This is a genomic window from Aestuariimicrobium sp. T2.26MG-19.2B, assembly GCF_950101875.1.
In the GTDB taxonomy this organism is placed as follows: domain Bacteria; phylum Actinomycetota; class Actinomycetes; order Propionibacteriales; family Propionibacteriaceae; genus Aestuariimicrobium; species Aestuariimicrobium kwangyangense.
Genome location: NZ_CATNLW010000001.1, coordinates 1,773,651 through 1,795,095 on the forward strand (window position 1 = coordinate 1,773,651; position 21,445 = coordinate 1,795,095).

Consider the following 21,445-nt stretch of genomic DNA (forward strand, 5'->3'; position numbering starts at 1 on the left):
CCACCGATCGATCAGATCGCTGTCACCTTGTAGTTGTCGAAGATGAACCGGGTGCTGGGATTGGTCGACGTCGAACCCACTGTCGCCTTGACCCCCACCGAGCCGGCCACCTGCATGGTGCTGGTCGAGTCGGTCGATGTGATCTGCCATGCGGTGGGTTCGGTGCCGGCGTTCAGCCACGCCTTCACCTTCACCGTGGTGGGATTGGTGCCGCTCACCTCAACCTTGACGTGCACGACGTCGCCAGCCTGGTAGGTGACGTTGGGCAGCAGGTAGCTGCTCCCGAGCGCCGTCTCGTCCCGCAGGGCGTAGAGCCTGAGCGCGCCCGTCGCCTCGAAGCGAACCCGGCCGCCGTAATACGACGAACCCACTTGGCGTCCGATCACCGTCACGTGGGGGTTGGCGCCCCCCGTCGTCGACGGGTCGGCGACGAGGTCGACCTGACTCAGCGTGGCCGTCGTCGAGACCGAGTTGACCAGTGCCACCCGGTTCTGCGACGGAGCAAGGGTGATGACCCCGGTGCCGCTCGACACCGAGAAGGCGGCGCTGCCACCGCTCAGTGTCCACGGCCCTCCGACGTCCGCGCTGCCCCAGCCGCCGGTCACCGTACGACCGAAGGCATCGGACGCCAAGGTCGTGACCGCCGGTGCGGTGACCGTGACTGCCTTGGTGATCGAGTCGGTCGCACCGGCGTTGTCGGTGACGGTCAGCTTGACCTGGTAGGTGCCTGCGGTGGTGTAGGTGTGGCTGGTGGTGATGCCGGTTCCGGTGGTGGTGTCACCGAAGTCCCAGGCGTAGGACGCGATCGTGGCGTTGCCGTCGGGGTCGGTTGAGGTTGACCCGTCGAGGGTGGCCTTGAGGGCGTCGGTGGTGGAGGTGAACGCGGCCGTGGGGGGCTGGTTCACCGCCGGTGCGGTGACCGTGACTGCCTTGGTGATCGAGTTGCTGGCACCGGCGTTGTCGGTGACGGTCAGCTTGACCTGGTAGGTGCCTGCGGTGGTGTAGGTGTGGCTGGTGGTGATGCCGGTTCCGGTGGTGGTGTCACCGAAGTCCCAGGCGTAGGACGCGATCGTGGCGTTGCCGTCGGGGTCGGTTGAGGTTGACCCGTCGAGGGTGGCCTTGAGGGCGTCGGTGGTGGAGGTGAACGCGGCCGTGGGGGGCTGGTTCACAGTTGCCGAACTGGGGTCGACCACCGAGTACGAGGTGACCGTGATCACCCGGTTGCCGTTGGTGGCGGCCGCCGACTGTGCCTTGACCCCCACCGCACCCGCGACCTGCATGGATGCAGTCGAGTCCGAGGCGGTCAGGTTGAAGGCCGTCGGCTCCGGGGTGCCGTTCACCCACACCTTGCCCTTGATGGTGGTGGGGCTGGTCCCAGTCACTTCCACCGACAGGTTGAGCACGTCGCCCGCCTGGTAGGTGTAGTTGGGGATGACGTAGCTGCCCGTGAGAGAGGTCTCGTCCCGCAGGAGGTACAGCCGGATGCCACCGGACTCGATCCTGGCGCGGGCCGAGTAGACCGACGAGCCCGCTTGGCGGCCGATCAGCGTGACCGCCTGCACGCCGCCGTCGTAGGCATGGTCGGACGAGAAGGACACCGTGCTCCGGGTGCTGGTTGAGGAGACACCTGGCAGGTTGGCCTGACGCGACCACGAGGGCTGAAGCAGGATGTGTCCCGTTCCGTCGACGGTGAAGGCTGCAGCGCCTCCGCTGGTCACCCAGTCCCCGCCCACGTCCGCGGTACCCCAGCCACCCGTGACGGAACGGCCGAACGAGTCGGACGCGATCACCCTGAACGCGCTCACCACCACCGCTTGGCTCGTGGTGCCTGTTCCTCCTTGGTTGTCAGTGACCGTCAAGGCCACCGTGTAGGTGCCCGCCGCCGCATAGGTGTGAGAGGTCTTGGCGCCGGTGCCGGTGGTGCCGTCCCCGAAGTCCCACGCGTACGAGGCCACGGTCCCATCCGGGTCGTTGCTGGCGGTGCCATCGACCGACATCGTCTTGCCGTCGGTGGTGGCGGTGAACCGCGCGTTGGGTGCCTGGTTCGGCGGCGCCGCGACGGTCACCGTCGTGGTCTTGACCGAACTGCCTCCGCGATCGTCGGTGACGGTGAGGCTGACCTGGTACTGGCCAGCCGCTGCATACGTGTGCTGCGCGGTCGCGCCGGTGCCCACCGTGCCATCGCCGAACGCCCACGAGTACGACTGGATGGTGCCATCGGAGTCGGTGCTGGACGATCCGTCGAAGGACAGGTTGAGGAAGTCAGCGACGACCGTGAAGTTCGCCACCGGCAGTTGGTTGGGTGCCCTGACCACGACAGGGGCCGTGGCGGTTGCCGTGGCACCCCGATCATCGGTCACCGTCAATGACACCTGATAGGTGCCCGCGGCGGCGTAGGTGTGCGTGGGTGTGACGCCGGTGCCGCTGGTGCCGTCCCCGAAGTTCCAGCTGTAGGAGGCGATCGTCCCGTCCGAGTCGCTCGACGTCGAGCCGTCGAAGGTTGCAGTCAGGTCACTGGTCACCGTGGTGAACTGGGCGACGGGGGCGTTGTTCGGAGTGCCCGACGACCCGAGGAAGTAGTGCTCCTGCACCTGGGCGTCGGTCAGTGGGGCGGGGTACACGGCCGCCTCGTCGATGGTTCCGTCGAAGTACGTGTCACCAGCCCAGCTCGTGTCACCGCCCAGACGCCAGTAGCCCTGGTAGTCCTGCGACGCCGTGTTCGGGTTGGTTCCCTGCAGCACCCCGTCGACGTAGAACTGCATGCCCGAGGCCGAGATCTGGCCCACCACGTGGTGCCACACGCCGTCATTCAGGGCTCGCGTGCTTCCGATCGTGGCGGCCGACCCGTTCCAGACACCGAACTGGACGAAGCCGTTCGCGTCCATGTAGATGTGGCGGTCGTAGTTGGTGCTGGTGGACCCGGAGGGAGCGTTGCCGAAGCCGATGATCTTGCCGCCGGTCGTGCTGGTGCTCTTGAACCAGGTCTCGAGCGCGAAGGTCGTCGGGCCCGAGACCAAGGTCTTGGCCACGACCGTCCCATTCTTGCCGTTGAACAAGGCCGACTGGTTGCTCACGCCGACCAGGGCGCCCGGCTGACGCTGAGTGACACCGTTGGAGTAGGTGCCGGTGTAGCCGTTGATACCGGAGTCCGCCGCAGTTGTCCCCCCTTGGTCGTTCAGCCTCCAGTACAGCGAGGGGTTCAGGTTGTAGACCATGGCACCGTACGAATCGGAAGGAGCGGGCTGGATCGTCGACGTGCGGCCGCTGGCGACCCAGTGGTTGTCGATCTCTGTGCGGGTCAAGGCGCGGTCGTAGACGGCGACGTCGGCGATGCTTCCCGACAGGTAGTTGCTGCTTCCGGTGTTCGGCCAACCCGAGATGTTGTCGCCGCCGATCCGCCAGTAACCCGAGTAGGCCTGGGCGGAGGTGACGGACGCGTTGGTGCCGATGAGCCTCCCGTCCAGCCACAACTTCTGTCCGTCGCCGGCCAAGGATGCGACCACCTGGTGCCATTGACCGTCGTTGTAGCCGGTTGAGCTGCTGATGCTCTGTACGCCTCCTGGGTAGACACCGAACGTCACTCGCCCCTGATTGCTCAGGTACACGTGGCGGTCGTAGCTGCCCGACAGGCCAGAGGACGAACTACCGAAACCGATGATCTTTCCGCCGCTCGTGCTCGTGGTCTTGAACCAGGCCTCAATGGTGAACGTCTGGGGCCCGTTGACCGCCCCGCTCGTGGAAGCGAACGACGAACTGGTGCCACCAAACTGCGTCGCCTGACTGGTGGCGTTCAACTGCTGGCCGGCGACGTTTCGGGTGGCACCGGTGACGGTCTGGTCGTAGCCCCCAGCCCAGTCGTAGCCCAAGGTCCCTGAGGATTCACCGAGGGGCCAGTAATCGGTCGGAAGACTGTTCAGCACCGAGTCGGAATAGGGCGTGGCCTGGGTCGTGCTGGTCACGGTCACGGGGGTCCAGTCGGTCCTCGTGCTGTTGCCCGCCGGGTCGGTCACCTTGATCGTGTAGTTGTAGGTCTGGCCAGCGACCAGGTTCGAGTCGGTGTACTGCATCACGGGCAGCATCCAGAAGGTCGACTTCTGGGTGAAGGTGGCCAAGGGCGTGGTCAGGCCGAGGTCCTGACGGAACACCTGGTAGGTGAGCTGGGGATCGTCCGGGTCGTTGTTGGCGGCCCACGTCAGGCGGGCCTCGCCGGCGCGGAAGGACGAGGTCGTCAGCTTGTAGGCACCACCCTTGGTCTGGGGGCCCATCTTGTTCGGAGCCTTCGCTCTGGTCGTGAAGCGCACCAGACCCTGCTGGTTCGCCCCAGCGACGCCGAGGAACTCACCGCCCACAACCACGTAGTCGCCGGAAGCCTTGATGGTCCAGCCGGCCTGCGACTGCCCGGTGAACGTGCCGACCACCCAATTGGGGTACCACACCAGGGGCCTGGGAGCCTGCATACCGGTGTAGCTCTTGTAGCCGTAGATGTCGGGGGTGATCAGGTTGCCGGTCGGGTCCTTGCTGAACGCCAGCGAGTGATGGAATCCCCACGGGTTGGTCTGTGGGAAGCCGCCGATGTTGCCGCAATAGTGAGAATGGCTGACCACGTACACGGTCTTCGTCGTGTCGTTCGAGGCGACGTCGTAGGAGTCGCCGTGGCAGTCCTCGAGCCAGACGATCGAACCATCCGTCCACGACATGCGGACGGACCCCTCGAAACCATCCTCCGAACCGCCGCCGTAGTCCCACCCGGTCGCATAGACCGAGTCGCCATCGGACGACATGTTGTAGATACCAGCCTTCGTGTCGGCATTCCGCACGACGCTGTTTCCCAGCCAGGGCAACGAGGCGCCGGTGGACGAGTCGAGAGCGGCCAGCCCGCGGCCGGGATTGGTCGATCCGTTGGCCGACGTGAAGTCTCCGCCGACCACGACCTTGGAGCCGTCTGGGGAGACGACGACACTGCGCGCCCCGTAGCCACCGGCCAGGTCTGCCATGAACGGGAGCACTGCGCCTGTCGAGGCGCTGAGGGCAGCCACCCGGGGGCGGCTGATGCCGTTCACCGCGCTGAACTCTCCCGCGATGAAGACGACGCCGTCCTTCAGGACGATCGAGTTCACTCGGCCGTTGACCTCGGGTGCCCACGAGGTGAGCGCCCCGGTGGTGGAGTTGAGGGCTGCGACGCGATAGCGGGTCACGCCGTTGATCTGGGTGAACTGGCCGGCCACGTACACGGTCGAGCCGTCGGCCGACACGTTCAGGCCGCGAATGGGCGAGTTCGAGGTGGGGGCCCAGCCGGTGATGAGCGTGCCCGTGCTCAGGTTGTAGGCGAGCAGGTTGGTGCGCGGGGTGAGATTGGTACCGGCCGCCGCACCAGCCGGACGGGCGTTGGTGAACTGGCCGCCCACGAAGACCGTGTTGCCCGAGATCACCTGCGTCCAGGCCACGCCGTCCATCTGCACCGTCGGCAGCGGGTCGGCGGTGACCGGTGCCTGGTCGTAGATGATCGCGGGTGCGCTCGGCTCTGCTGCGCGGGCCGGTGATGCGGTGGGACCGAGCAGCGCCATGCTGGCGCCCAGACTCAGTGCGACAGCGCCGACCAGACCAGCCTTGAGCGCGCGAAATGATGACTTCACGAGAATTTCCCCCATTAACCTCTGACGCGAGTGCGACGCACCCGCCCAGCCCCCCAAGGCTGCATTGAAACTGCTGGTCGAGACCTAACCCAGTTCCAGTCGCGATGCTATCCCACCGCTGGGGGCACGACAATGCCCCCGTAAGGGTGATCTGTGAGGTCCTTTACCGGCGTCTGCGGAAGACGCCTGAAGTCACTGCCGAACGTCCCCGCGAAAAACCGATGCGGGTGTCCCGGCCTGCAGGTCGACTGTGATGGTGACATCCGATCGGTCGGAGGGGTCGACGGCGAACAGGTACACGGCCGTGGCCTCGGCGCCCGGCTTCACCGAACCCCCGAACGGTCGACCTCCTGGCGATGTCAGCGACTCCAAGGGGGCGCGAGACGCTCCCGCATAGGCGTTCACCACCACGGCATCGAGACCCACAGCGGCGTTGCTGTCGTTCTGCACCCGGATGGTCACCCGAATCGCCGCTCCCGCCACCTCTCCGGGCAATTGCGCCTGACCGGCGACGCTCTCGATCAGCGGGAGCGACACGACGACCCCGCCAGCCCGGTCAGAGTCGGCCGTGACGTCGACGGGAGGCATCTCCGGCAGTGCACCTGAGGCCTTCGGAGGCGTGGGAAGCCGTGTGGTGGCGGACGGGCCCGACGGCGCCGGTCGACTGCTCGAAGGGGCCGGCGACGTCGTCGGAGTGCCCGACGAAGCAGTGGTGGTCGGACCAGTGGCCCCGACAGAGGCGGTGGGACTCGTCGATGGCGTCTCGACGGAACTGGGGTCCTGCTGGCTCCTGACGATCAGCGCTGCTGCTGTGAGGGTGAGCACGAGAGCGGCGAGCACGAGCCAGACCCATCGACGCGGAGCGTGCGAGCGGACGAGTCCGTCGCCGCCTGCTGGACTCGCCTCGGAGCCGGGGTTGGATGCCGGCGGCACGAACTCGGGACCCTGGGCCTCGCCCCTGTCGTTCTCGTTCACGTCGTTCTCGTTCATGACCCCACCCCAGATCGATCAAAGGCCGAGCGGAGCACGGTCGGCGCGACACATGCTAGCGGGCCTTCTTGCGCCGGTAGGGGGAGGCGGCCACGCCCAGACCTGCGGCCAGTGCCCCCAACCCGCCCATGACGAAGCGCTCACCGTGGGCCCGTCTGCGCAGTGAGCCCCCCATTCGTCCTGACACGGCCATGGTCGTACCCATGCCGATCTGTGCGACCCCTCGGGCCAAGCACACCGCACGGGTGCCGAGCCGGTCCAGACCAGGGTCCGCGAGCATCAATTCGACGCGTGCGCTGGCGTTGGACAGGCTGAAGCGGCGCCGCAGGTTGTAGTCACGGTTGGCTCGCTCGGCCGGCACCAGGTCGTCGACCACTGCCTCGGCGCACCAGACCATGCGGGCGCCGGCCTTGTGCAGTTGGCCGGTGAAGAAGGAGTCCTCGCCGCCCGTGAGCCCGAAGCGCTCATCGAAACCCACGCCCAGCTCGCGCACCTTCGCCATGTCGAGAAGCAGGTTGTTGGTCGCGGCCCTGGTGATCTCGTCACCCGTCCGCAGATGGCTGCGATGCAGCCGCAGGTGCGAGTCGCTCGCCTCGAGCCATGGGTCAAGCGGCCCCTCGAACACGGACTGGACGGGTCCACTGACGACATCCGCGTCCCGTTCGAGGTAGGTGCGCAGCAGATGGGTGAGCCATTGGGGCTGGGGGAGTTCGTCGTCGTCGATGAAGATCAACACATCGCAGTCCGAGGCGGCGCGCAGCACCGCGTTGCGGGCGCTCGTGACCCCCGGCCGTGGCTCGATGGAGTAGCGGACACGGGAGTCACCGGTGGGGTTTGCGGCCTCTTCGCCGCTGCCGCCCGCGTCGTTGTCGACCACGATCACGGCCCACTCGCACTCGAGATCCAACTCGCGCGCGGCCTCGGCGGCCTGCTGCAGGACGGCCGGGACCAGCATTCGCAGGTTGCCCTGACGCTTGTAGGTCGCCATTCCAATGGCCACCAGGTTCGGCTGTCTCACAGTCGCACGCCTTTCCATGGGCGAACAATGTCGCCACGATTGAAGCAACCCTAGGATATTGACCGGGCCCGTCCGCTGCGGTCGAGGCGACCAACCGGTGGGTTTCCCCTTCGCACTGGTGTCGATCCGAAGCCACCGCCGGTGGCAGGGAAGTGGAGGAACCACGTGACCAGTCCACGCCGGCGTCGAGTCGTCATCGGTGCCTACGCGTGCGGCCCTCTGGAGGAGCCCGAGGCTGGCGCCGGCTGGGCCCACGCGGTGGCGGCGGCGGCCACCAGCGACGTCTGGGTCGTGACGCGCCGTCGCTTCGCCGAGTCCGTCGAGGCCGCGCGGCGCGCGGACCCCGAACTGGCCCGACACCTCACGGTCACCTACATCGACCTGTCGGATCGGGTGATGGCACTGCGCCGGCACGACTGGGACATGTACTGGTACTACCTCCTGTGGCAGCGACAGTTGGCCAGGACCGTCCGTGGGTTGCACGCCCAACACCACTTCGACGTGGCGCACCACGTCACCTTCGCCAACGACTGGTTGCTGTGCGGTCTGGCCGGTCTGGAGGACGTGCCGCTGGTGTGGGGTCCGGTGGGCGGCGCCAGCGACATTCCCTACTGGCGGCTCAGGCAGTGGCTGGGCCTGAAGGGGCTGCGCACCGAGATCGTCCGCGACCTGGTGACCACCCTGCCCAGGGCAGTCTGGGGTGAGTCGGCCGCCAAGCGGGCCTCGTTGGTGGTGGCCCAGAACGCGGACGTCGCGCGACGTTTTGCCCGGTTCGCCGACACCGTCGTCGAACCGAATGCCGCCCTCGAGCCAGTGGACCTGGCGAATGCGCCGCGGCGCGTCCGGGCAGAAGGTCCCAGGACGGCGGTCTTCGCGGGCAGGCTGATCGGGCTGAAGGGCGTCCGTCTTGCCATCGACGCCGTTGCCAGAACCCCGGCGCAGGCCTGGCGGCTGGTCGTCTACGGTGACGGACCCGATCGCGAGCTGTTGATCGAGCGCGCGCGGCGGCTCGGGATCGCCGATCGCGTGGAGTTCCGCGGCCATCGGCCCCGCACCGAGGTGCTGTCGGCCTTCGCCAGCGCCGACGCCATGCTCTTTCCCTCCATGCATGACCAGGCGGGTTGGGTGGCCGGGGAGGCCAGTTCCCTGGGATGCCCGGTCGTCTGCCTTCCGCTCGGTGGTCCGCCCCTGCTGGCGGGGCCGAACGCTTTCGTGGCCAGCCTGGATGGCGACATCGTGGCCAATGTGGCCGAACAGCTGGAACGGGCAGGCGAGGCCGGGGGCACGCGGCACAACCGCTGGTCCCACGACCGGCTCCCCGATCTCGTGGACGGGTGGTATCGACGGGCGACCGGGGCTGGGTCCTCGTGAACCATGGCTGAGCCTCCGTACGGTGCTCGAACCAATGCTTCGGGCGCTGCCGCGGACTGGGGGTGGGCCACAGCTCTTGGTGCACTCGCTGCGCTCTGGGCCTCGGTGCGCATGTCTGTGCCTTCACTGTGGGCGGACGAAGGAGCCACCCTCAGCGCCGTCCAGAGAAGTTGGCCTCAGCTGTGGGCACTGCTCGGGCACATCGATGCGGTGCACGGCGTCTACTACGCACTCATGAAGGTCTGGCTCGGTGTCGCGCCGATCAACGCCTTCACGTTGCGCCTACCCAGTCTGCTGGCGGTCGGTGCCCTCGTGGCCCTGAGCCATATGGTGGCGCGGGTCTGGTTCAGTCGGGGCTGGGCGACCGTGGTCGCCGTCCTTCTGGCTCTCCTGCCCCGGACAACCTGGATGGCGATCGAGGGGCGGTCATGGGCGATCGGCTCGCTCGTGGTGCTGGCTGCGACGTTTGCCCTGGTGAAGTGGGTGCAGAACCGACGCACCAGCGCGCTGGTGCTTCACGCGCTGCTGCTGGCGGTGGGGATCAGCATGAACATCTACGTCGTGTTCCTGGTGGTGGCGCACGGGGTCAGCCTGCTGATCCAGCGACTGCCCCGGCCCTCGCTGGTGCGCTGGGGGGTGGCGGTCATCCTGGCGATCGGCGCGGCCGCTCCCGTCGTGGTCGCGGCCGGGCAGCAGCGGGGCCAACTCGGTGATCGTCAGCCCCTGGGAGTGATCGGCTGGGCCAGGGACGTGGTGGTCAACCAGTTCGCTCTGGGCGACACCCCGGGTGGGGCGGCAACCTGGGTCCCGCAGACGCTGTGGGCGGTGGCTGCCGTCGGGTTCGCCCTGGTGGGTTGGTGCTTGGTGCTGGTGGCCACGGTCCGTGCCGTGATGGAGAGTCGATCGGGGGCCGAGCGCTCGCCATCGCGACAGGTACTCGTCTGGGCGCTGCCCTGGGTCGCCATCCCACCCTTCCTCGTCCTGGTGGCGTCCTTGGTCACCCAGGGCAACCTGTACCACCCCCGCTACTTCGCCTTCACCGCACCCGCCTTCGCACTCGCGGTGGCCTCGGGTCTGCAGTCCCTCGGGGGGCATCGGCTCTCCCTGCGGAGGGCCCGAGCAGTGGTGGCGGCTCTGCTGGTCGTCCTGAGCGTGCCGGTGCAGCTGTCCCAGCGCGACACGAACTCCAAGGGCGGCTACGACTGGTCCCAGGTCGCCGCCGTGGTCAGCTCACGCTCGCGCGCCGGCGACGGCGTGTACTTCGGCTCGAACCCGCCCACGCGTGTGGTGTCCCTGGCCTACCCGTCCGCCTTCGGTTCGCTGACCGACGTCACCGTGGTGCAGACGCCGGCCGCAGAGGGATCGCTGGACGGTGAGGCGGTTCGGCTGACCCCGGAGGTGCTGCAGAAGACGCCTCGTCGCCTCTGGGCGATCTGGTCAGATCGCGACCGCGGCGAAGCCGCTGATCTCTCCATTCTGGTGGCGGCGGGATACAGCGAGGCATACCGCTGGTCCGGCAGCGAATCGACAGTGGTTCTGATGGAACGCTGAGGGCACTGGACGCGGGGTGGGGAAACTCCACGCGCAAATGCGTGACCGAGGCCTTTTGTTTCTGGTCGACAGCTGTCAGGCTGAGCACGGGGAATTGTCTTTCGGGGGGAAGTCGAGGGCCGCGCCATGGACGCGCCGTCTGGAGTTGGTTACGTCATCGGCACGTTTGACATGCTCAACGTGGCCCACTTGAGCGTGGTCAACCAGGTCAGGGACCGTTGCGAGGTCTTGGTGATCGGGGTGCTCAGTGACGAGGCGGTGCTCCGGGAGACCGGGCATCGTCCGATCACCTCGGCAGCCGAGCGGGTGGAGGTGTTGCGGCATGTCCGCGGGGTGGATCAAGTGGTTGAGCACGATCCGCGCTGGCCGCAGGAGCATCCCGGGACCCGGGTCTATGCCCTCGGTGAACGGCGCGACGTCCACATCGACCACATCGTTCGACCCGCCGAGTATCCCGCCAACGTCCTCCTCTGGTTCGATGGCCTCGGACGAGTCAGCTGAGCCGGTGGTAGCGGACACCATCACGGGGTACGTCCCGGGCTGCTTCGCAGGTCTCCCTCAGCGGGGCAGGCTCAGGCGGCGGAGCTTGGACATGACGTCCCCTCTGGTCGTTCGCCGGGGGTCGACAGGACCGGCGATTGGTTGCTGGTGCCGTCGTTCCGTCCAACGGCTCACGCAGCATAAGCTTCATCTTCCTCTCAGGCAAAACTCAGCTTCAACCACAGTGACCGATTCGCCCCGCCGTTACTGCCAGATGGCTACGGAGAAGGTGACGTGAGCGAGCTCACCGTCCCGCATCGGAGCCGATCTTCTCTCAGGAAACGGCGACTGGTCCGGGGCAGCTCACCGGACGATCCTGCGCAACTCTGGGCCGCTGGGGTAGTAGACGTCGTTGCCCACGACGGCGAGGTGCCGGTGGGTGACGCCGCTCGGAACAGGGGTCTCCACCCGCAGGCTGATCGGGTCGATGGTGTACACCCGGTCGATCGCCGCCAGGTACAGCAGGCCGTTCACGTATTCGAGGTCGACGTTCTTCCAGGTCGTCTCCACCGGCTGCGGCAACGTGTTCACCATGATCCGACGCAGCACCCGCCCGGAGTATCGGTCGAGTTGGTAGAGCACCGGCCCAGCCGCCGCCCACAGCTTTCCGTCCGGGGCGACCAACACCGCACCGTAGCTCTGCACACCGGCCGCCGGGGCCACCGACCACAGCAGTCGATTGGTGGAGGCGTCGTAGGCGAACAGACGAGCAGTGTCGGTCGTCGGGGTGGAACCCATGCCGCCCCAGCGGGAGGTACCCCCGTAGACCACATTCCCGGACGCCGCCAGCGAGACGACTGACTGGTCCTTCACCGGTGCCGGGACGATTCGTGGTGTCGAGGTCGGGGTGTCGATGATGCCCAACACCCCACCGAGCCGGCCATAGGCGGGAACGGTCCCGAAGAACGTTCGTTGGCCGCTCACGGCCCATCCCTGCGGCCGGTCCTGACCCTGCGACGACAGATCGACGAGCAGCGTGGGATTGCTGCCGTCCACCCACGGCTGGGTGGTGTCCTGCCGGAAGATCTTGGCCCGCGTGTAGGTGCCGAGGAACTGGTACTGGCCTTGGTTGATCGAACCCTCGACCTCACCGATCACGTTCTTCGCGCCGGGATCATTGGGGTACGTCTCGTGGGCCCCGGTTGCGGTGTTCACGACGGCAAGGCTGGCTCCGCCGTAGCCACCGGCATAGACCGAGCCGTTGGCCCCGGGGGCCAGCGACTTCATGCGCAGGCTCACCGGGGTGAAGACCAGGGGGTATGTGACCTTCTGGTACGTGGCAACGTTCACCGCCTCGACCCCGCGAGCAGGGTCATGGCTCACCAGCCACTCTCCCTTCACCCCGCCCAGCGTGCCGGCGTAGATCTGCCGGTTCCGCCCGGGATTCAGGTCGGTTCGGGCCAACGGGGTGTAGGTGCCGTACTGGTCGACCGCGTTGAGGTAGTTGGCCGCGAGGTAGAAGAAGCGCTTCTTCGAGTCCATCCCGGCGGGCGACTGGCCCGGCACGTTCGCGGGCACGTCCCACGTCTGCTTCGTCAGGTCGTAGAGGTAGCGCTGTGAGCTGTAGCTCTGGCCGGACTCGGTGGTCCCGGCCGGCAGGGCGGTGGCCAGGAATCGTCCGTACACCTCGAGTTCGGTGATGTTGCCCGAGGTCAGCTGCACCGGGGGAGCGATCTGCACCTTGGTGCTGGGGGAACTCTGGTTCAGCCGCCAGATGGTGGGGCGAACTGATCCGACGGCCACGTACACGTACTGGCCGTCCACCGCAAGGCTGCGGGCATACGAGTCGCCCTGCGCCACCTGTCCGTGGTTGACGGTTCCGCTGGCTCCGGGGGTGTAGCTGAAGACCTCCCCGCCGGGGTAGGTGCCACCCCAGATGCGTCCGTCAGGTGCCGTCTCGAGGTCGTAGACGTTGGACGAGGTGGGCGTGGCCCGTCCGAGGGGGTCGAGGCTGGTGGACCCCGGGCGCCATCGGAACAGGTAGCCGCCCTGGGTACCGAGGTAGACGTTCCCGTCCAGCCCGGTGGTCATCGCGCCACTCTGGCTGTTGTTCTCGTTGTCGAAGGGGATGTCGACCTCGACCCTGCCCGTCTGCACGTCGGCCACCTCGAAGTGGGCCGGATAGCCCGACACGACGGTGTACAGCTTGGGGCGACCGCCGACCGTGGTCATCACCGAGGTCTGGCTGTTGCTGAACCTGTCGAGCGGCTCACCGAGACTCTCGGTCCTCGTCGTGGTGACGGAGGTACCGCTGGCGGGCTTGAGGGTGAAGGCGTCGAGGGCCCCGACTCCCGTCTGTGTGGACGAGGTCCAGAACTGCGCCGAGACGTAATGGGCGTTCTCGGGGGCGATCGCCGTGCGCGCGACGAGCTGCCACGAACCCGGCGTGAGGTTCAGGGAGAATCCCTCCGACCCCACCAACGCGCGGTTGGCGTCGTACCACCGCATCGTCAGGGTCACGCGGCCCTGACTCAGCTTCATCCAGAAGCGCGCCTGGGTGCCTGCGGCGGGGAAGGCTGGCACCAGGGGCGACTGCAGCAGCGCCTTGCCGGTGGTGCTCGTGTCGTTGATGAGCGCGGACTGTTGACCCGACCTGCTCCCCGTCGTTGCCGTGGTGACGCTCGCGCCCGAGCTGGCGCTGCTGGTCCACTGCGCCACCGGCTGGTCGGCGGTGGGTTGCTCCTCGAAACCCGAGTTGGGGGTGGTCGGTTCGAGGTGAGCGATGGCGTCCCACCATCCCTCCGAGAGCATCGTGCTGCTGCTCGAGACCTGGATGCGTGCGGTCGCAGCGGTGCTGGGCGTCACCCCGCGGAGTGAGATGCGTGACCAGGCCATCCCGGCGGTCGAGGCGTTCGACGTCACCCGGTGCACGACGGCACCACTGGCGTCGTAGTAGAGGATGGCCAGGGTCTGGGACCCCGTCGTGATGTAGGCGTAGCCCTGGACGAAGACGTCGACGGACCGGGTCACGGGAAAGGATGGGCCGGTCGCGACGGCGCCGAGGCTGGTGGAGGTGTCCTGGACCCGCATCGACCTGAGTCCTGAGATGGCCCGACTGCCCGACGCCACGATCGAGTTGGGCGAAGGGGCGCTCACGGACCAGCCGCGCACTGTCGTGCCGGTGGTCTCGAAGTCACCGACGGCGTCGGTGGAGGTGACCTGCTCCAGCGCGGACGCTCCCGGAGCGCTTGGGGCGACCGTCGAGAAGATGACGATGAAAATGGTGGCAACGATGGCCAGGGCGGATCGGGCCGAGCGGACAGACACTGTCGGACTCTCTTCTTGAGCCCCCTGACGCAGCCCCCACGCGGGAGTCTAGGTCGATCGGGGTCCGAGGAGCAGATCGCCCATGATGTTGGCAGGATTTGGTCGCCCTCACGGGTTGCCGTACTGTTCAGTTCGTACCGAAGACCGCCGGTGGAGGAATCCCCAAGGTTGGTGGCAACACCAACGCCTGCGCAGGACTGCTGAGATGGGATCGTGCCCCGCACGTCCTCGCCCCGAAGCCCTGTGCTCGGGGCTTTTTTGTTGGGTCCAGATGTCTGGCCCGACTTCCGGCTGACGACGGTGTCAATCCAGGAAGTGGGAAGGAGACCCAATGGCGAGGCCTGACAAGGCAGCCGCGGTCGCCGAGCTGACGGAGAAGTTCTCCTCAGCCGACGCGGTCGTGCTGACCGACTATCGCGGACTCACTGTGGCGAACCTCAAGGACCTTCGCCGGTCCCTTGGGCAGGACGCCACCTACGCCGTTGCGAAGAACACCCTGACCACGATTGCTGCCCGTGAGGCGGGCATCGAGGGACTCGACGACCAGCTCGTCGGCCCCACGGCAATCGCGTTCGTGAACGGAGACGTTGCCTCCGTCGCGAAGGGTCTGCGTGACTTCGCAAAGGCCAACCCGCTTCTGATCATCAAGGGTGGTGTGATGGACGGTCGCGTCCTGAACGCCGACGAGGTCAAGAAGTTGGCCGATCTCGAGTCGCGCGAGGTTCTGCTCGCGAAGCTCGCCGGTGCCATGCAGGCCAACCTGCAGCGCGCCGTGTTCTTGCTTGCCGCCCCGCTCTCGCAGGCCGCCCGTGCACTGGGTGCCCTCGAGACCGCCGCACAGGCAAACCCTGATCTCATCGCCGGGGCCGGAGAGGCCGCCGCCGTCGAGATCGATCAGAAGCAGGACGAACCCGCCGCTGATGCGGCAGACGACAACACCGCCGTCGCGGCGGAGACTGAGTAAGGAAGGACGCCCAACATGGCAAAGCTCAACAACGAAGAGCTCCTTGAGGCTTTCAAGGAGATGACCCTGATCGAGCTCTCTGAGTTCGTGAAGCAGTTCGAGGACACCTTCGGCGTCACCGCCGCTGCCCCCGTGGCCGTCGCCGCGGCCGCTGCCCCCGCCGCCGCTGGTGGCGAGGAAGCTGTCGAGGAGTCGGACGAGGTCGACGTGATCCTCGAGGCCGCTGGTGACAAGAAGATCGGTGTCATCAAGGAGGTGCGCGCGCTGACCAGCCTCGGCCTGAAGGAGGCCAAGGACCTGGTGGAGGCCGCCCCCAAGGCGATCCTCGAGAAGGTCAAGAAGGACGTCGCCGCCAAGGCCAAGGAGCAGCTCGAGGCTGCCGGCGCCACCGTTTCGGTCAAGTGATCTGGGCGGGTTCGCCCGCTTGCGTCACCCCCGCCCGGTGAGGGCGGACGAGACACAGCTCAAGGCTGGTTCCCTGCGGGGAGCCAGCCTTGAGTGCTTGTGGGGAGGAATATCGAGGGCGGACCGGCGGTGAAGGGCTGGTTGCCGAGGTGAACGCAGTGAGGCGCATCGAGCCGTCTGCTCTTCCCTGAACAGGGGACGACCCTGACACGGGTTTCGCTATGGTTCGGGAGGAACCGGCCAGACCGTGGTCGACTGGGTTCGAGGAGCCAACGTGACAGACACGGAGTCAAAGCATGGGTCCGACGTCTTCCAAGTGCGCCTTGACGAGCTCGACTACTGCCTCAGTCTCCCCTCGTCCGACGAGGACTCGATCCAGCAGATCATCAGGAAGAGCGGTGCTCCCTACGAGCCCGAACTCGTGCGAGACGTCATTCGGCGGTGTCCTGCCGGCGGGCTGGTCTTCGATGTCGGCGCCAACATCGGCAATCACACCGTCTCGTGGGCTGTCGCCGGCTTGGACGTCTGGGCATTCGAGCCACTTCCCGAGCTCCGATCCACCATGGAGCGATCCGTCCAGTTGAACCATGTCGAAGAGCGCGTGCGCCTGTTCGACGTGGCCCTGTCGGATCGTGACGGACACGGCCTGCTCGTGCCTCCCGACTCCACGAACCTCGGCACGGCCCATCTGGTCGACGACGGCTCGGCCGAGTCGACCCGGGCGACCTCCGTCACCTTGGTGCCCATGCCTGACCCAGGACGTGACCTGGTGGCCGTCAAGATCGACGTGGAGGGCAGCGAGGGGGCTGTCATCTCCGGTGGCGTCGCCGTCCTGAGCAAGTACCGCCCCCTCCTCTACGTCGAATGTCTCGACCGTGCGTCCTTCATGGAGGTGTGGCGCCTCATCCAGCCGCTGGGCTACAGGTACCGAGCGACGTTCAACGCGTCTCCCACGCACCTGTTCGTCTGGGAGGGCGCTCCAGCTGAAGGGGACGACCCTGTGCTGGGGCTGATGGACCGCTTCTACCAGGACCACGCCGCCTATGTGACCACGCGCGACCGGCTGCTGGCGGCCAACCAGAAGTATCGGGAGGTGACGGCCACGATAGGCACCCTTCAGGGGCAGGTGGCTTCGATGCGCGAGAAGGCGGCGTCAGACCCCTTGAGCGCGCTCAGTGCGCATGACGCGCTCATCTCTTCCATGGAGCTCACGCAACGGCTGGAGCGCCAACTCCTCCAACAGCAACAGGACGGACGGGAGGCGCGCAGGCAGGCGGAGGCGGCAGCAGCCGAATCGGCCGACCTGAGGCTCCGACTGGAGGAGGCGCGGGCCGCGCTCGCATCCATGGCGGCGGACCGGGAGTCACTCCAGTCGGTCTTGGGCCAGGTCGAGGCCGATGCGTTGGCCAAGGGTCAGGTCGCCGACACGGCCGTGGCCGATGCCGACCGTCTGCAGACCGAACTGGACGAAGCACGGGTGGAGCTGGCAGCGGTCACCGACGAGGTGAGCCGGATGAGCGCGCACCGACAACTCGAGCGCCAACAGTACGAGGACGAACTGAGCAGGCTGCGCCAGCGGTCCGACCAGACGCTGAGGTTGGAGGGCGAGGTCGCGAGGCTGGGGCTCGTCGTGTCCGAATGGGTCGAACGGGCTGACATCGAAAGGGTGAAGGCAAGGCAACTCCCCGAGCAGGTGAGCGCTGACTCAGCGACGAGCGTCGGGCGGGTGCGCGTCAGTCGCGAGGATCTCACCTATCTGCGCGAGTGGATTCAGGGGCGCCAGGAGGCGGAGGCTGCGGCTGATCAGGAGACGGCGAGGCTGCAAGAGCGGTGGGAGTCGACCACGGCTGAACTGAAGAAGGTACGGGCCGAGGCCGAGGAGAGCACGAAACGTTCGATCCGGACGGCCGAGCAGCGCGACGAGCAGCTCGCCCTCCATGTGCAGGAGATCGATCGCCTCCAGCAGCACCTGAGTGAGGCGCACCGACGGCTGGAGGCTGAACAGGAACAAGCGCTCTCGCTGCGCGAGTCGTTGTCGGAGAGCAGTGCTCAGGCGGGCCGGTTGACCAGCGAGATCGAGGAAATGAGGGCGGAGTGGGACGCGCACCGGAGTGATCTGGAGTCGCGATCCTTGAAGGCCGAGGCGACATCGCAGGAACTCCAGGGCCTCGCGGCGCGACTGGAGCGTGAACTGGCGACGGTGAGCGCAGAACGGGCCTCCCTCCGGGCCACTCTCCACGAGGTTCGAGGCAGCCGGACATTCCTCTCTGGGAAGGCACTTCGGGAGACGCGAGGTCCTCGGGGGGCGATCACCCTGCCGTGGCGACTCTGGAAGGCCGTGCAAGCGGCGCCCCGAAGCGATGAACCGAAGGAGATCGACAAGTGAGCAATGTCCCGGCCTTCATGGCAGAAAGGCAGCTCAACCGATCCGAGGTCCCGATCCGCAGGCGCAGCGGGCCGGCTGGGCACCTCACGGTGGCGTGCATCCTGGACGACTTCTCCGCAGCCTGTTTCTCGCCGGAGGTGGACCTCTCTCCCCTGACCATGCGCGACTGGAGGGCGGAGTTGATCGCCACCCAGCCCGACATGCTCCTCATCGAGTCAGCATGGCGAGGGCATCGACAGACTTGGTGGAACCAGGTGTTCCGCATGGGCCCCGAGATCCGAGGGGTGCTGGAGTGGTGCAGGGAGCGCAACATTCCGACCGCCTTCTGGAACAAGGAGGACCCGGTCCACTACCGCACGTTCCTGACCCTCGCCAAGGAGTTCGACGCAGTCTTCACCACCGACCTCGACATGGTCGGCCACTACCGTGCGGCCCTGGGACACCACAACGTCCATTTCCTGCCGTTTGCCGCTCAGCCGAGCATCCACAACCCGATCGAGGAGTTCCGGCGGATCGAGGGCTGTGCATTCGCGGGGGCCTACTACAAGAAGTATCCGGAGCGGACCGAGGATCTGGGAAACCTCTCGGAGTCTCTCGCGAGTGTGGCGCCGTTCCACATCTACGACCGCAACTTCGGTGGCAGTGATCCGGACTACGCCTTTCCTGAGTCGTACCAGACCTTCATCGTCGGGGGATTGGCGCCCGACCAGATCAACGTTGCCTACAAGGGGTACACGACAAATCTGAATCTCAACTCCGTGAAGCAGAGCCAGTCCATGTTCGCCCGAAGGGTGTACGAACTGATGGCCTCCGGCACCTTGGTCGTGAGCAACTTCTCCCGTGGCCTGCGGACCATGTTCGGCGAGTTGGCCATCGTGTCCGATTCTCCCGGCGAGATCCAGACGACCCTGCAGCGTGTGGATTCGGTACCGAATGGGCGTGAGCGACTGCGAGCCATGGCCCTGCGCAAGGTGATGGCCCAGCACACGTATGGGGAGCGCATCGCCTTCATCGCTCACTGCCTGGGTCTGATCGAGGCGCCGCGGGCGGCGGCACCCCGGGTGTTGATGGTTGCTCCATGCGGTGATGAGGAAGACGTCGAGGCCAGCGTGCGCACCGCCCTGTCGCAGAGCCACCCCGAGTGGCTGCTGGCCACCGTCGGACCGGCTGGCGGTTCGCCGCGTGACGACCGGGTCCGCCATTTCGTCGATGACGAACAAGCCATGCAGTGGGGCAGGTCCCAAGGGGCTGAACATGCAGCCCTGCTCGATCCCAAGGACTGGTACTCACCCAGCTACTTGTCGGATTTGGTGGCGACCTTGGAGTGGGCTGACGTGAAGTGCGTCGGCCTCGACGAGCACTTCCGACTGATTGACGGGATCCCGACCCGCACCCGGGCCGGGCACGGTTGGCAGATGGCGCGCGAACTGGCTCCGACCCGCTGCATGGTCACCGGGGAAGGGTGGCACAGGATCTCCAGCCTCTCGGAGTGGGCGAACGCCACGTTCGACGGGTTGGCTGTCGGCGCGCTCGGCTACTGTGCAGGCGGGCGCCAGGCCGGAGCCGAGCACCTTGCGAGTCTGGACGACCTGCAGGTTGACCTCGGGAGTGATCTGGCCGTGCTCCGAGACCATTCCCGCGCACTTGATCCACCGGACATGCCCGCCAGCCAATGGGACTTCGATCTGCCGAGACTTCAGGAGTTGTTCCCGGCCACTGCAGAGGTGGCGGTCGAACTCGACGACTTGGGGCGGGTGCACGTGCGGTCCGAACTCGAGTCCGGAATGCACAGATACGTCTACCTCCCGCCGATGGACATCGATGGCAACATCAACCCACTGGATCGGACCGTGATGTTCTCGGTGGGTCCCGGCTTGGACGTGACGCTCGCGGTGATCTTCCTCGACGGCGCTGGCAACAGGCTGGGGCATGCCATGGCCAACAACGGCCACAACACCCCCGTCGTGGCTCCCCCTGGGGCAGAGCTGATGCAGCTCGGACTCCGCGTGAAGGGACGCGGAGACGCGATCTTCGAGAGACTGACGGGGGAGACGGTACTGACCGCCCCCAGCCCCGTCATTGTTCCCTCGTCGACGCTGCTGGTGAGCAACATCTACCCCGACTACCACCAGCTCTATCGCAACGCGTTCGTTCACTCCCGGGTCAAGGCCTATCGTCGCCACGGAGCGGACGTCGACGTCATGGTGGTCGACCCCCGGATCGCGGGTCGACGTTTCCGAGAATTCGAGAACGTCGATGTGACCGTCTGCGACGCCGCCACGTTGGATGCCACTCTGCAGCTTGGACAGGTCAGCAGTGTTCTGGTGCACGGCCCCACGCCTGAGGTCTGGAACGTGCTCGCCGGCCACCCCGAGTTGGATCGGGTCGCGGTCTGGGTGCACGGGTTCGAGATCCAGCCGTGGTGGAGACGGGCTTTCAACCTGTCCACTGAGGCAGAGCGAAACGCCGCGAAGGAGGTCTCCGACGCCCGCATGGCCTTCTGGCGGGCCGCCTTCGAGAACTTCCCGTCCAACTTCGAAATGGTCTTCGTGTCTCGGCAGTTCGCTGCCACGGCGTTCGAGGATGTCGGGAGGGCCCTGGAACCCCATCAGTACCGCGTCATCCACAACCCCATTGACACTGATCTGTTCCGGTACGTGGCCAAGGATTCCTCCCAGGCGACACGCGTGCTGTCGATCAGGCCCTACGTGAATGCGACCTATGCGAACGACTTGGCCGTCGCTGCCGTCCTGCATCTCTCCGAGCGGGAAGGTTTCGAAGACCTGAGCTTCTCGTTCCATGGTGATGGCCCGCTGTTCGACGCGACCCTCGCCCCGTTGCAGAAGTTCCCCAACGTGACCATCCACAAGGGGTTTCTGCGACATGACGAGATTGCCGCGTTGCACCGCTCCCACGGCATCTTCCTCGTGCCCACCCGGATGGACACCCAGGGTGTCTCCCGGGACGAGGCGATGTCCTCGGGGATGGTGCCGGTGACAACCGCGGTCGCCGCAGTGCCGGAGTTCGTGGACGAGACCTGCGGAGCCTTGGTCCCCGGCGAGGACTCGTGGGCCCTCGCCGAGGCGGTGTGGTCGCTCGCGCACGCTCCCGACGTCTTCCTCGAGAAGTCGGAGAAGGCCGCGCAGCGAGTGAGAAGGCAGACCTCCGTCGACGTCGTCATCCCGCAGGAGTTGTCGATCCTGCCCGATTGAGGCGGTTCGTCGCCGACGGACCGCTGCTATGTGGTGCTTTCCCAGAAGGGACATCGCGCCTTCGGGGTGAAGACCACTGACTTTGGCCATCCCTCCGGTGGTGCGCTT

General features: G+C 66.7%; 11 protein-coding genes. 7 read left to right on the forward strand and 4 right to left on the reverse strand.

From position 1 onward, the window contains the following. Window positions 1–11: 11 nt before the first annotated feature. The 3 genes from QQZ11_RS07925 to QQZ11_RS07935 form a co-directional block, all read right to left on the reverse strand. Window positions 12–5,633, reverse strand: coding sequence for a PKD domain-containing protein (locus QQZ11_RS07925; protein WP_284549728.1), 5,622 nt, complete (start codon window positions 5,631–5,633; stop codon window positions 12–14). 192 nt (window positions 5,634–5,825) lie between these two features. Beyond that, on the reverse strand, window positions 5,826–6,623 hold the full coding sequence (locus QQZ11_RS07930) for a hypothetical protein (protein WP_022910590.1): 798 nt from the start codon (window positions 6,621–6,623) through the stop codon (window positions 5,826–5,828). 55 nt (window positions 6,624–6,678) lie between these two features. Beyond that, window positions 6,679–7,641, reverse strand: coding sequence for a glycosyltransferase family 2 protein (locus QQZ11_RS07935; RefSeq protein WP_022910591.1), 963 nt, complete (start codon window positions 7,639–7,641; stop codon window positions 6,679–6,681). Window positions 7,642–7,806: 165 nt separating this feature from the next. On the opposite strand from QQZ11_RS07935, the gene QQZ11_RS07940 reads away from it, so the two are divergent. The 3 genes from QQZ11_RS07940 (at window position 7,807) to QQZ11_RS07950 (ending at window position 11,064) form a co-directional block, all read left to right on the forward strand. Beyond that, window positions 7,807–9,012, forward strand: a complete 1,206-nt coding sequence (locus QQZ11_RS07940; protein WP_022910592.1) for a glycosyltransferase — start codon at window positions 7,807–7,809, stop codon at window positions 9,010–9,012. Window positions 9,013–9,123: 111 nt separating this feature from the next. Continuing rightward, window positions 9,124–10,563, forward strand: a complete 1,440-nt coding sequence (locus QQZ11_RS07945) for a glycosyltransferase family 39 protein (RefSeq protein WP_284549730.1) — start codon at window positions 9,124–9,126, stop codon at window positions 10,561–10,563. 126 nt (window positions 10,564–10,689) lie between these two features. Then, on the forward strand, window positions 10,690–11,064 hold the full coding sequence (locus QQZ11_RS07950) for an adenylyltransferase/cytidyltransferase family protein (protein WP_284549732.1): 375 nt from the start codon (window positions 10,690–10,692) through the stop codon (window positions 11,062–11,064). A 342-nt stretch (window positions 11,065–11,406) separates the two neighbouring features. On the opposite strand, the gene QQZ11_RS07955 is transcribed toward QQZ11_RS07950, so the two are convergent. After that, window positions 11,407–14,370, reverse strand: coding sequence for a hypothetical protein (locus QQZ11_RS07955; RefSeq protein ID WP_284549733.1), 2,964 nt, complete (start codon window positions 14,368–14,370; stop codon window positions 11,407–11,409). A gap of 331 nt (window positions 14,371–14,701) precedes the next feature. On the opposite strand from QQZ11_RS07955, the gene rplJ reads away from it, so the two are divergent. The 4 genes from rplJ (at window position 14,702) to QQZ11_RS07975 (ending at window position 21,337) form a co-directional block, all read left to right on the forward strand. Continuing rightward, complete coding sequence (rplJ, locus tag QQZ11_RS07960; protein ID WP_022910602.1) at window positions 14,702–15,334, forward strand: 50S ribosomal protein L10; 633 nt, start codon at window positions 14,702–14,704, stop codon at window positions 15,332–15,334. A 15-nt stretch (window positions 15,335–15,349) separates the two neighbouring features. After that, on the forward strand, window positions 15,350–15,739 hold the full coding sequence (rplL, locus tag QQZ11_RS07965) for a 50S ribosomal protein L7/L12 (protein WP_022910603.1): 390 nt from the start codon (window positions 15,350–15,352) through the stop codon (window positions 15,737–15,739). A 274-nt stretch (window positions 15,740–16,013) separates the two neighbouring features. Continuing rightward, entirely contained in the window at window positions 16,014–18,125 is a 2,112-nt protein-coding gene (locus tag QQZ11_RS07970) for an FkbM family methyltransferase (protein ID WP_022910604.1), read from the forward strand. Continuing rightward, the gene (locus QQZ11_RS07975) at window positions 18,122–21,337 is read left to right on the forward strand and encodes a glycosyltransferase family protein (RefSeq protein WP_284549734.1); all 3,216 of its coding nucleotides are present in this window, start codon (window positions 18,122–18,124) and stop codon (window positions 21,335–21,337) included. Before QQZ11_RS07970 ends, QQZ11_RS07975 begins: the two co-directional genes overlap by 4 nt. The last annotated feature ends 108 nt before the right edge of the window (window positions 21,338–21,445 follow it).

What these genes read in the sequence shown, in the direction of transcription:
- QQZ11_RS07930 (WP_022910590.1), bottom strand. Translation starts at nt 6,623, where the DNA reads ATGAACGAGAACGACGTGAACGAGAACGACAGGGGCGAGGCCCAGGGT.
- QQZ11_RS07945 (WP_284549730.1), top strand. Translation starts at nt 9,124, where the DNA reads ATGTCTGTGCCTTCACTGTGGGCGGACGAAGGAGCCACCCTCAGCGCC.
- QQZ11_RS07950 (WP_284549732.1), top strand. Translation starts at nt 10,690, where the DNA reads ATGGACGCGCCGTCTGGAGTTGGTTACGTCATCGGCACGTTTGACATG.
- rplJ (WP_022910602.1), top strand. Translation starts at nt 14,702, where the DNA reads ATGGCGAGGCCTGACAAGGCAGCCGCGGTCGCCGAGCTGACGGAGAAG.
- rplL (WP_022910603.1), top strand. Translation starts at nt 15,350, where the DNA reads ATGGCAAAGCTCAACAACGAAGAGCTCCTTGAGGCTTTCAAGGAGATG.